Below are 12,358 nucleotides of genomic sequence, written 5' to 3' on the forward strand. Positions count from 1 at the left end.
GGTGGACATCAAAGATAACCAAACGGGCCCATCGTTCCAGTGGCTCGGGTTATCAGCAATGGCAAAATTACACAGCATCGTTTCGGTTCAGGGGTACGAATAATGATCACAGCAAAATGGCTGCTTGCTGGCGCCATACTCTCTTTGGCTGCCTGCAGCAGCAATAACGACCAAGAACCACAGCAGATCGCCACCAGTGCCAATATTGGTGCGATACCTACCAGCGAAAGCTGTGCCAGCGTGGGCGGGGTAACCACCATTGCCCATTCGCTCAACGGCGATACGCTCAGAATGTGTCAGATGCCGAACGGCAAACAGTGCGAAGAGTCGGCGCTGGGCCGTGGAGCCTGTTCCCGGTAAGTCCATTTTATCCCGGACGTAGCGTGCTACAGGTTGGCAACCGTTGTTACCTACATCACCGTACCAGCTCCCTCTCCCTTTGGGAGAGGGTTGGGGTGAGGGGGAAAATTAATTGACCCAGTCTTTCAGGGTATACACCAGTTGGTGATCGCTGCCGCTCAGGGTCAGCTGTTGGCCATTGAGCGAGACTTTTGCACCGTTAGCCAGCAGCGTGCCGATAGTTTGATCCCATTGGTTACGTTGCGGATCCGCGCACATCATGCGGGTCGTAGCGAGGTTTTTCACCGTCAGCACGCCGTTCTCTAACTGGCCCTGGCCGAAGAAACGGTTGCACATAGATCCGGAAATATTCATTTTCTCGCCGAACTCAATGCTCGGGCCGCTGCCTTGTTTCACCTCAACCGCTACACCATCCACGCTTTGCAACACAAAGTTATGATGCAGCAGATCGCTTTCTACTACGGTTTGTTGTTTGGTTTGCGCGGAACTGCAGCCAGCCAATAGCGCACAGGCCATTGCTAAAGGGATCAGTTTTTTCATTATTGTGAACCTGTTCAGGTTTTGTCGGAAGAATCAGGGGCGCTAAGCGCGCCCCAAAGTATTAGGCATTAAGCTGATTAGGGCAGGCTTCACCCTGCGCAAGCTGTTCAATATTTTTCAACGTGGTTTGCGAGATACTGGTCAACGCCTCTTCCGTGAGGAACGCCTGGTGGCCGGTAAACAGCACGTTATGGCAGGCGGACAGGCGGCGGAAAACGTCGTCCTGGATCACGTCGTTGGATTTGTCTTCAAAGAACAGGTCGCGTTCGTTTTCGTATACGTCCATCCCCAACGCACCAATCTTCTGCTGTTTGAGGGCATCGATAGCGGCGGAAGAGTCGATCAAGGCACCGCGGCTGGTGTTAATCACCATCACGCCGTCCTTCATCATGGAAAACGCGTCCGCATTCAGCAGGTGATGGTTTTCCGGCGTCAACGGGCAGTGCAGGGTGATCACGTCCGCCTGGGCATACAGCGTTTTAAGATCGACATATTCGGCACCCAGTTCTAACGCCTGCGCGCTTGGGTAGGGATCGTAGGCCAAGAGCTTCATGCCAAAGCCTTTCAGAATACGCATGGTGGCTACGCCGATCTTACCGGTGCCAATCACGCCGGCGGTGCGGTTATGCATATTGAAACCGATCAGCCCTTCCAGCGAGAAGTTGGCATCGCGGGTGCGCTGATAAGCACGATGAATGCGGCGGTTCAGGCACATCATCATGCCCACGGCGTGTTCGGCTACGGCTTCAGGTGAATAAGCCGGAACGCGCACCACCTTGATACCCAACTCTTTCGCCGCATCCAGATCGACGTTATTGAACCCGGCACAACGCAGGGCGAGGATCTCGACCCCAAGCGCGGCCAGCTCTTCCAGCACTTCCCGGCTACCGTCGTCATTGACGAAGATGCATACGGCCTTACAGCCGATAGCCGTTTTGGCGGTTTTCTTGCTTAGCAGAAAGTCGAAAAACTCCAGCTCATAACCAAACTGCTGATTTACCAATTCAAGATACTTACGGTCATACTGTTTGGTGCTGTAAATCGCCATTTTCATCGTGGTTTCTCCCGCGTGATTATGTGATCAAATTAACATATTTTGCCAAATACGACAATGGTTTAGCACCCTGTGGTGGCGCAGGTCTTTTAGGGTTTTATGCTGATAATCAGTGTATTAGCCATTTTCTATATTCACTGGGTAAATATCAAAATTGCGAAACCTGCTCTATAAATGATGAGATGGGTTCACCTTCACCTGCCAGGGGATCCGTGTCATCATTGCACCTGGCTAATCGATGTTTATCAGGAACTAAACCTGCGCTTAATGACCAAGAGATTAAAAGTATTCGTAGCGATCGTGGCGGGCATCATCCTGTTGATCATCGCGCTGTGGCAAACCTTGCCTCGTTGGTTGCCGCGTGCGATAGCGCCTTGGTTACCGCAGGGTAGCCAGCTGGTTTTGCAAGGGCCCTTGCGTTGGCAGCAGGGGGCTTTGCATCTTGATGGGCTGAAGTTCAGCGCCCAAGGCTGCGCCATCGCCAATGTCAGTGAACTGCAACTCGCCTACCAAATGGGAAGTTGGCATTTAAAGGGTGAACGAGCGGACGTAGATACCGCCTGCCTGTCAAAATTGCCCGCCTCCGAGGGGGACAGCACGCCATTGGCGCTAGACCAATTGCAAGCGATGCTGCCGCCGTTTGACCTGAACATCAATCTTCTGACGCTCACCCCATGGCAAGCCTACGCCGGTAAATTGCAGCTGTCGTCTGCGGCCACTGGCCAACGGTTGCATTATCAAGGTAAGAACGTCACCGCCGAGGCGCAGTTGGATGAACATCAGCAACTGACGTTAAGCAAGCTTAGCATTACGCCACCCAACAGCACGGTTCCTGTTCAACTGACAGGCAAAGTCACCGTACCGCTGGATATGGACAGTTTGCCGACCCAAGGGGCGTTGCAAGGTGAGATACAAACCGCCTATCTGGAAAAACCCTTGCTGCTGGATTTGCACTGGCAACAGCAGCAGGGCGTCTTGACCCTGACGGAAAAGGGCAGCGACCAACCGTTGGCTACGCTCCCTTGGGCATTAACGCCAAAACAGATCAGCATCGAAAAAGGCGAATGGCGCTGGCCTTACCTGGAGCAACCGCTCAGCGGCGGTTTGAATGTGGCGTTGCATGACTGGAGCCAGGGGTTTGACGAAACCCAAATTACCGCCCGTCTGAATGTGATCACCGCCGGGCACAACGGCAAGGGCAACGCGGTGCTGACGTTGGGGCCGGGTAGCCTGAGCCTGACCAACAGCGATCTGGGATTCCAGCTTACCGGGCAGGCAAACCTGGCCAATCTCTCGCTTACGGCGTCAATCCCCGGCATTATCAGCGGCTCGATCCTCAACCCAACGCTGGTGCTACAGCCGGGATCTTTACTGCGCGCCTGGGGCAGTCCGGCACCGGACATGAAGCTGGAAGAGGCTCGGCTGCCGCTGGCTGGGGTAAAAGTCACAGCTCTTGGGATCACTGGCCGTTTGCAGGCGATTATCAGCGCCAGCGAAAGTTATTGGGGGCGCTTCAAGCTGCATCTGGACGGCCAGGCACAAGATTTCTGGCCTGACCATGGTCAGTGGCAATGGCGCTCTTGGGGTAACGGCAAGTTACCCCCGCTACAGGCCGCCTGGGATGTCGCAGGCAGTGGGCGTTGGCAGGACACCAGCATTACCCTGGATCGTCTTTCTACCGGTTTTGATCGGTTGAAATACGGCATGGTCACGGTCGCGACGCCGCGCATGACGCTCAGCCAGCCGATCCAGTGGCAGCGAGATATCAAAGCACCGAGCCTTACCGGCGGTGTGCAACTGGTGGCTGACAAAACCAGTTTTGGTGCAGGCCGTTATTTGCCGCCTTCGGTACTGGATTTGCAGTTACAAGGTACGGGGCCAGACAGTTTCCAATGGCAAGGCGCTTTGCAGGCCGAGCAGATTGGGCCAATCAAGTTGCGTGGCCGCTGGGATGGTGAACGCCTGCGGGGTGAAGGCTGGTGGCCAAAACAGTCGTTAACGGTATTCCAACCGCTGATTTCACCCGATCTGAACATCAAGCTGCGCGAAGGTGAATTCTATGCACAGTCGGCATTCTCGGCGGCGCGAGTGCAGGGGTTTGAAGCCGGTGGCCACTGGGTGGTGCGCAACGGCGGCATGTGGCTGCAAGATGGCGAATTGAGCGGGCTGGACTTTGTCTTGCCCTATCGGTTTAAGAACCACCTGTGGCAGCTTGGCGCCAAACGGCCGATCATGCTGCGCATCAAATCCATCAAGACGCTGTTTGAGATGCAGAATATTACCGCCGATCTGCAAGGTACCTATCCCTACAGCGAAGCGTATCCGTTGACGTTGAGCAACATCGGTGTGGATATGCTGAACGGTCATATCAGCCTTTCGGCATTACGGATGCCGCAGCATGATGCGGCGGTGCTCAAACTGGAAGAAATCGACCTCAGCGCACTGTTTACCGCGCTCAAACCGAAGCAGTTCGCCATGTCTGGCCGCATCAACGGCGAGTTGCCGCTCTACCTGAGCCACCCCAAATGGCTGGTGCAAAATGGCTGGATCGCCAATGCGGGGGTCATGACGCTGCGGCTGGATAAAGATATGGCCGATGCCATTGGCAGCAATAACCTGGCCACCGGTGCCGCCATCGACTGGCTACGCTATATGGAAATCAATCGTTCAAAGGCACGGGTCGATCTCGATAACCTGGGCGAGCTGACGCTAAAGGCGCATATCGATGGTGTAAATCCGCAGAAAAATGCCAAGCGTGAGGTTATCCTTAACTATAGCCATCAGGAAAATGTGTTTCAGCTGTGGCGCAGCCTGCGCTTCGGCGACAATTTACAAGAGTGGCTGGAGCAGGCGCTCTCTAAACCCGAGGAACAACAATGAAGAACGCGACAGGGCCATTGCTGGCAGCCGTGTTGGGCGCATCCTTGCTGAGCGGTTGCGTACCGCGCATTGAGGTGGCGACGCCTAAAGATCCCATCACCATCAATATGAACGTCAAAATTGAACATGAGATCCGTATCAAAGTGGATAAGGACGTTGAGAACCTGCTGAAAGACCAAAGCGGTCTGTTCTAGGAGCCAGCATGAAAAAGCATTATCTGTGGTTGATTGCCGCCGGTTGGTTATTCAGTGGGATGGCTCAGGCGCTGACGCTGGATGAAGCCAAGCAGCAGGGGCGGGTTGGTGAAACGCTCAGTGGTTATATCGCTCCGGTGAAGCAGGACGCGGAGACTCAGGCGTTGGTGAAAAAAATCAATGCCGGGCGTGCAGAGAAATACCAACAGGTGGCAGCCAGCAATCATATCGCCATCGATGAAGTCGCGCGGATGGCCGGGCAGAAGCTGGTGACACGAGCCCCCGTAGGGGAATATGTGCGGGGCATTAACGGCCAGTGGTTGCAGAAATAAAAAAAGCGCGCCTCTAGGCGCGCAACGGAATTTAAACGACTTATTGTTATGAGGGTAAAACGGATTTTGCAGGTGTGTGTGACTTACCAGAGCGCAATCTCTGCGCCCTGGCATCGCTATTTAAGCGGCGATCACTTCGGCCAGTAACGCTTTGGCATCGGCCTGGGCTTTGGTCGCAACGTCTGGACCGTAGGCAATCCCTTCGGCAAAGACGAACTCAACCTCGGTAATACCGATAAAGCCCAGGAACAGACGCAGGTAAGGTTCTACCAGGTCGGTAGGGGTGCCTTTATGGATACCGCCACGGCTGGTCAGAATGATGGCGCGTTTGTTCTTAACCAGGCCTTCCGGGCCGTTCTCGGTGTAACGGAAGGTGACGCCGGCACGGGCAATCAGGTCAAAATAATTCTTCAACTGAGTTGGGATGTTGAAGTTGTACATCGGCGCGGCGATAACGATAGTGTCGTTGGCTTGCAGCTCGGCGATCAGTTCGTCTGACAGGGCCAGTGCTTCTTTCTGGCGTGGAGTCAGCGGGGCATCAGAAGGACGCATTGCGCCAACCAGTTCGCCATCCAGCACCGGGATCGGCTGTGCAGCCAGGTCACGCACGGTGATGGTATCGTTGCTGTGAGCATTGGCCCACTGCTCAACGAAGAAATCAGCCAATTGGTTAGACTGAGAATAAGTTGCCAGGATGCTGGATTTTAGAACCAATACGTTGCTCATCGATAATTCCTTTCGTGTTGACTGTGACATCAGGGCTGGTTGCCCGTTGCATGAGGTACACTCTATTCACATTGTTCCAACAGGGATAGCGGAATATTTCGAGATCTACGTTCGATTTTATTGAACAAGAAAAACCGGGCTAAACGGATGGATTATGGGGAGAAATGCCATTGTGGTATCCTGCTGCGCTAAGTCAAAAAATCGATAAACCTAATTTAATAAACGCAATTATTGACACCTACACGTCAGCTATAACATCAAACCTAGTCCCTGACGTTAACCAGTAGCTGCGAAGAAACAAGGAACACCGAACGTGAAATCTACGCTCGCGGCATTGTCATCCCAACTGGGTGACTTGATGCTCCGTGATCAGCAGCGCCTGCAACGCCGGTTGCAAGGTGCGCGCAAAGTCAAAAGCCCCGAAGCTCAACAGGCGGTTGCCGCAGAAATAGCGGGTGATATCGAGCAAGCCATGCTGAAGGTGCGCTCACGCGCGGCATCGTGCCCGAAAATCACTTACCCGGAAAGCTTGCCCGTCAGCCAGAAGAAGCAGGACATTCTTGCCGCCATCCGCGATCATCAAGTGGTGATCGTGGCGGGTGAAACCGGCTCAGGGAAGACCACGCAGCTACCGAAAATCTGCCTGGAGTTAGGGCGCGGCGTCAAAGGCCTGATTGGCCACACGCAACCGCGCCGCCTGGCTGCACGCACTGTTGCCAACCGCATTGCCGATGAGCTGGAAACCCCGCTGGGTGGCAGCGTCGGTTACAAGGTGCGATTCAACGATCAGGTGGGTGAAAATACGCTGGTCAAACTGATGACCGACGGGATCTTGCTGGCCGAAATTCAGCAGGATCGCCTGCTGATGCAGTACGACACCCTGATCATCGATGAGGCGCACGAGCGCAGCCTGAACATCGATTTCATCCTGGGTTACCTGCGGGAGCTGTTGCCAAAACGTCCGGATCTGAAGGTGATCATCACCTCGGCCACCATCGATCCGCAGCGCTTTTCTCGCCACTTCAACAATGCGCCGATCATTGAAGTTTCTGGCCGTACCTATCCGGTCGAGGTGCGTTATCGGCCGGTGGTGGACGACGCCGATGATACTGAACGCGATCAGCTTCAGGCCATCTTCGACGCGGTGGACGAACTAGGGCGTGAAGGGCCAGGCGATATCCTGATCTTTATGAGCGGTGAACGTGAAATCCGTGACACCGCCGATGCGCTGACCAAGCTCAACCTGCCGCATACCGAGGTGCTACCGCTGTATGCCCGCCTGTCCAACAGTGAACAGAATCGGGTGTTTCAGTCGCACCACGGTCGCCGCATCGTGTTGGCGACCAACGTGGCAGAAACCTCGCTGACCGTGCCGGGCATCAAGTACGTTATCGACCCAGGTACGGCGCGCATCAGCCGCTACAGCTTCCGTACCAAAGTGCAGCGTTTGCCGATCGAGCCGGTGTCGCAAGCTTCTGCTAACCAGCGTAAGGGCCGCTGTGGGCGTGTTTCGGACGGTATCTGTATCCGCCTGTTCTCGGAACAGGATTTCCTGTCGCGCCCGGCGTTTACCGATCCGGAAATTCTGCGAACCAACCTGGCCTCGGTCATATTGCAGATGACCTCGCTGGGATTGGGCGATATTGCCGCCTTCCCGTTTGTCGAAGCGCCGGATAACCGCAATATCCAGGACGGTGTGCGCCTGCTGGAAGAGTTGGGAGCGATCAAAACCGCAGAAAACGGCCACTATCAGCTGACACCGCAGGGCCGTCAGTTGGCGCAGTTGCCGATCGACCCACGTTTGGCGCGGATGGTGTTGGAAGCCCAGAAGAGTGGCAGCGTGCGAGAGATGATGATCATCACTTCGGCGTTGTCGATCCAGGATCCGCGTGAGCGGCCTACGGATAAGCAACAGGCCTCCGATGAAAAACACCGCCGCTTCGCCGACAAAGACTCCGATTTTATGGCGTTCGTCAACCTGTGGGATTATCTGAAGGAACAGCAGAAAGAAAACTCTTCCAGCCAGTTCCGCCGCCTGTGCCGCAACGATTTCCTTAACTATCTGCGGGTGCGTGAATGGCAGGATATCTACACCCAACTGCGCCAGGTGGTGAAAGAGTTGGGCCTGCCGGTCAACAGCGTGCCTTCGGACTACCGCAGCGTACATACCGCGCTGCTGAGCGGCCTGCTTTCGCACATTGGCCAGAAGGATGCGGATAAGCAAGAGTTTACCGGTGCGCGCAACGCCCGTTTCTCCATCTTCCCGGGCTCCGGGCTGTTCAAGAAGCCGCCTAAGTGGACGATGGTGGCAGAACTGGTGGAAACCAGCCGCCTGTGGGGCCGCATTGCCGCGCGTATCGAGCCAGAATGGATTGAGCCGATGGCTCAGCACCTGGTCAAGCATCATTACAGCGAACCGCACTGGTCCAAATCTCAGGGCGCGGTGATGGCCAGCGAAAAGGTCACGCTGTTTGGTCTGCCGATCGTCGCAGCTCGCCCGGTGAATTACAGCACCATCGATCCGCTGCTGTGCCGTGAGCTGTTTATCCGCCATGCGCTGGTGGAAGGTGACTGGCAAACGCGGCACCCGTTCTTCGCTGCCAACCTGAAGCTGCGTGCCGAAGTGGAAGAGCTGGAACACAAATCGCGCCGCCGCGACATTCTGGTGGATGACGAAACGCTGTTCAGTTTCTACGATCAGCGCATTCCGAGCGATGTGGTGTCCGGGCGTCATTTTGACCAGTGGTGGAAAACTGCCGGGAAGCAGAACCCTGAGCTGCTCAACTTCGAAAAAGAGATGTTGATCAAGGACGGAGCCAACAAGGTCAGCGCGCTGGATTATCCGAACTACTGGTATCAGGGCAACCTCAAGTTGCGGCTGACCTACCAGTTTGAGCCGGGTACTGACGCCGATGGCGTTACCGTGCACATCCCGTTACCGATCCTCAATCAGGTGGAAGAGGCCGGTTTTGAGTGGCAAATCCCCGGTATCCGCCGTGAACTGGTGATCGCGCTGATCAAATCGTTGCCTAAGCCGATGCGCCGCAATTTTGTGCCAGCACCGAACTACGCTGAAGCTTTCCTTGGCCGGGCAACGCCATTGGAAATGCCGCTGCTGGATTCGCTGGAGCGCGAGCTACGCCGTATGACTGGTGTGACAGTGTCACGTGAGGATTGGCAGTGGGATCAGGTGCCCGATCATCTGAAAATGACCTTCCGCGTGGTGGGTGAGAAACACAAAACCCTGCGCGAAGGTAAAGATCTGGCCGCGCTGAGGGCCCAGCTCAAAGACAAGGTGCAAGAGACGCTGTCGGCCGTGGCTGATGATGGCCTGGAGCAGAGCAATCTGCATATCTGGAGCTTTGGCAAACTCCCTGAGTTTTATGAGCAGAAGCGTGGCGGTTACTCGGTCAAGGCTTACCCGGCGCTAGTGGATGAAAAAGACAGCGTAGCCATCCGTCTGTTTGACAGCGAACAGGAGCAGCAGCAGGCCATGTGGCAAGGTACGCGCCGATTGTTGCTGTTGAACATCCCGTCGCCGATCAAATATCTGCATGAGAAGTTGCCGAACAAGGCCAAGCTTGGGCTGTATTTCAACCCGTATGGCAAAGTGCTGGATCTGATCGACGACTGTATCTCCTGCGGCATCGACAAGCTGATTGCCGAACACGGTGGGCCGGTGTGGGCGGAAGAGAACTTTGCCCGGTTGCAAGAGTTGGTGCGGGCCGAGCTGAACGAAACCGTGGTGGGCGTGGCCAAACAGGTGGAACAGATCCTGACGACGGTCTTCAACATTAACAAACGCCTGAAAGGGCGCGTTGATATCTCGTTGGCGTTGGCACTGTCCGATATCAAGGCCCAGCTTAATGGCCTGGTTTACCGTGGCTTTGTCACCAATAACGGTTGGAGCCGCCTGCCGGACACCTTGCGTTATCTGCAAGCGATTGAGCGCCGCCTGGAAAAGCTGGCGATCGATCCGCACCGCGATCGCGCTCAGATGATCCGGGTGGAACAGGTTCAACAGGCTTGGCAGCAGTGGCTGAACAAGCTGCCGCCAAAACGCCAGCAGGATGAAGAGGTGAAGGCGGTACGCTGGATGATTGAGGAGCTGCGCGTCAGCCTGTTCGCTCAGCAGTTGGGTACGCCTTACCCGATTTCTGAGAAGCGTATCTTGCAGACCATCGATCAGCTTTCTGCGTAACCTTTAAGCCTTGCTGAACAGGCGAGGCTGAACAGGCTACATCCCAGCAGCGTTAACGGCAGGTGCTGGCCCATAGCGGCCAGTGCCAGGCCGCCAGCGATCAGCAGATAATAGAGTAATCCCAATACCGCTCCGGCAGCACCCAGCCGGTTGCGGTAATGCTTCAGCGCCTGGCTGAGAATATTGGGAATGGCCAAGCCAAAGGCCACGGTCACCGCCATGCAGGGCAGCAGGATCATCAGACTTGCCTGCCAATACCACGCACCCACTGCGGCCAATAGGGCTAACAGACTGGCCATTTGGATCTGCCGGTAAGCGCATAATCCTTTTTGCAGAAGATAGCGGTTTGCCGCTGCGCCGCACAGGCTGCCAAAGGCCAAAACAATCCCCGAATAACCAAACTGTTCGCTGGTCAGCCCCAAGGTCTCAAAAATAAACGGGGCCAGACTGAAGTAGCTGAACGCCATGATGTTGAAACTGGCAACCAGCAACGCCGAGCACCAGATTTGCCTATCGCGCAGCATCTCCTGCAAACAGGGGAGTAAAGCGATACCGGTGGTTTGCTGGCGGGTTTCTGGCAACGCTCGCCAGCACCAGATCAGCAGCAACAGTGCCAATCCTGCTTGCGCGGAGAAAATGGCCATGCGGCCGCCCCAAAACACCAGCATTCCGCCGCTGAACATCCCCAACACCGGACTTATCGACAATGCCATACCAATTATCGCAAACATCTTGCCTAACGCCTGCCCCTGATAGACATCGCGCAGCATGGTCTGCGTCACTACAGAACCAACGGCGGCACCAAAGGCGATAACGGCGCGCGAGACGATGAGCAACGTGAAAGCGTTGCTCAGCAACGCCAGCAAGGCTCCTGCCGTATACAGCAGCAAACCGGCGAGCATGGCGGCTCTACGGCCATATTTGTCGCTGATCGTTCCCCAAAACGCCACGCCGAAAGCGAAGGCAAAAAAATAGATCGATAGCGTGTGGCTGGCCTGCGTGGCATCGATATGGTAATCAAAGCGGATAGCGGTTAACGCCGGGCTATAGAGCGTTTCCAGGATTTGTGGTGCCATAATCATCACGATGATCAGTGGCAGAGGCAGATTTTTGACGGACATAGCATTCTCCCAAATAAGTGACAGCAGTATAGGGAGATGGCGATTGTTCGATTACAATCATCAGGACAAAAAACAATGAAAATGGGACTGCGGCATGGCACTGATTCTGCAACATCAGGTTTTTGATCCGGATAGTTACTTCGCTCCGGTGGTGGGAATTAGTGCCGAACTGGCGGAACATGATTCTGGCGTACATCAGCATCAACGGGCCCAGATCCTCTATGCTCCACGTGGTTGTATGACGGTGACGTTAGCCGAACGCTGGCTGATCCTGCCGCCAACGCGCATTATCTGGATACCGAGCGGCGTGAGGCATCGCGTGCAACTGCGCGGGCAGGTGGCTTACCGTTCGCTCTATTTTGCGGATGCCGCGATGCTCGCAATGCCACACAGTGCGGTGTTGGCCGCCAATCCGTTACTGGCAGCGGTGATAGAACGCATCGCACATTGGCCGTTTGACTACGCGCAGCAGCATCCCCAGGCGGAAGATCTGTTGCGAGTTTTGCGCAATGAACTGAGGGTGGCGGAGCAAGAAAATACCAGCTTGATACTGCCGAGCGATCCGCGCATAGCGGCCTGGATTGCGGGCTTAAACGGCGTTGATCAGCTCCCCGGGCTGGTGGTATTAGCCAAGGCGATCAATCTGCATCCTAAAACGCTAACGCGAATTTTCCTGCGTGAAACCGGGCTGAGCTATCAGCAGTGGTGCCAGCAATGGCGTTTGATGCACGCCATTGAGTTACTGGCGCAATTGCCTTCCGTAAGCGCGGTTGCACAGCGGTTGGCCTTCTCTAGCGACAGCGCATTTATCGCCTTTTTCCGCCAGTATACCGGCACCACGCCAAAGCGGTTTATGGCGGGTGAGGAGCGAGGGGTTTAAATACTAGTCTATTTCTAAGACAGGTTGAACACTTGGTTTTTAAGGACTATGGTTAAATAATAACGCCAAA

The 12,358-nt window shown here is 55.2% G+C and carries 10 protein-coding genes; 6 read left to right on the top strand and 4 right to left on the bottom strand.

The features are described 5' to 3' along the window. The first annotated feature begins 102 nt into the window (after positions 1-102). Positions 103-360 (top strand): putative hemolysin, encoded by a 258-nt coding sequence (locus ACX9GU_RS13090; protein ID WP_021177845.1) that lies wholly within the window; start codon positions 103-105, stop codon positions 358-360. Between the two features lie 108 nt (positions 361-468). Here the strand turns inward: ACX9GU_RS13090 and hslJ are convergent, their stop codons facing one another. Further along, on the bottom strand, positions 469-900 hold the full coding sequence (hslJ, locus tag ACX9GU_RS13095; protein ID WP_473195028.1) for a heat shock protein HslJ: 432 nt from the start codon (positions 898-900) through the stop codon (positions 469-471). Positions 901-961: 61 nt separating this feature from the next. Beyond that, positions 962-1,954: a 2-hydroxyacid dehydrogenase gene (locus ACX9GU_RS13100; protein ID WP_473195029.1), complete on the bottom strand. Its 993-nt coding sequence runs from the start codon at positions 1,952-1,954 to the stop codon at positions 962-964. A 267-nt stretch (positions 1,955-2,221) separates the two neighbouring features. Between ACX9GU_RS13100 and ACX9GU_RS13105 the strand changes: the two genes are divergently transcribed. From ACX9GU_RS13105 to ACX9GU_RS13115, 3 genes are read left to right on the top strand one after another with little or no spacing between them, the layout of a single operon-like run. Beyond that, positions 2,222-4,834, top strand: a complete 2,613-nt coding sequence (locus tag ACX9GU_RS13105; protein WP_473195030.1) for a YdbH family protein — start codon at positions 2,222-2,224, stop codon at positions 4,832-4,834. Then, positions 4,831-5,028: a YnbE family lipoprotein gene (locus tag ACX9GU_RS13110; RefSeq protein ID WP_021177849.1), complete on the top strand. Its 198-nt coding sequence runs from the start codon at positions 4,831-4,833 to the stop codon at positions 5,026-5,028. The genes ACX9GU_RS13105 and ACX9GU_RS13110 overlap by 4 nt, the downstream gene beginning before the upstream one ends. An 8-nt stretch (positions 5,029-5,036) precedes the next feature. Further along, complete coding sequence (locus ACX9GU_RS13115) at positions 5,037-5,360, top strand: YdbL family probable chaperone protein (RefSeq protein ID WP_473195031.1); 324 nt, start codon at positions 5,037-5,039, stop codon at positions 5,358-5,360. Positions 5,361-5,480: 120 nt separating this feature from the next. Here ACX9GU_RS13115 and ACX9GU_RS13120 read toward each other — a convergent pair whose 3' ends face one another. Further along, positions 5,481-6,086: an FMN-dependent NADH-azoreductase gene (locus ACX9GU_RS13120; RefSeq protein WP_037375971.1), complete on the bottom strand. Its 606-nt coding sequence runs from the start codon at positions 6,084-6,086 to the stop codon at positions 5,481-5,483. Between the two features lie 313 nt (positions 6,087-6,399). On the opposite strand from ACX9GU_RS13120, the gene hrpA reads away from it, so the two are divergent. Next, positions 6,400-10,287, top strand: coding sequence for an ATP-dependent RNA helicase HrpA (gene hrpA / locus ACX9GU_RS13125; protein ID WP_473195032.1), 3,888 nt, complete (start codon positions 6,400-6,402; stop codon positions 10,285-10,287). On the opposite strand, the gene ACX9GU_RS13130 is transcribed toward hrpA, so the two are convergent. Further along, complete coding sequence (locus ACX9GU_RS13130) at positions 10,272-11,408, bottom strand: MFS transporter (RefSeq protein ID WP_473195033.1); 1,137 nt, start codon at positions 11,406-11,408, stop codon at positions 10,272-10,274. The genes hrpA and ACX9GU_RS13130 overlap by 16 nt on opposite strands. 94 nt (positions 11,409-11,502) lie before the next feature. Between ACX9GU_RS13130 and ACX9GU_RS13135 the strand changes: the two genes are divergently transcribed. Further along, the gene (locus ACX9GU_RS13135) at positions 11,503-12,288 is read left to right on the top strand and encodes an AraC family transcriptional regulator (RefSeq protein ID WP_473195034.1); all 786 of its coding nucleotides are present in this window, start codon (positions 11,503-11,505) and stop codon (positions 12,286-12,288) included. Positions 12,289-12,358: the final 70 nt, after the last annotated feature.

The sequence above is a fragment of the Serratia sp. K1WW1 genome, assembly GCF_055790865.1.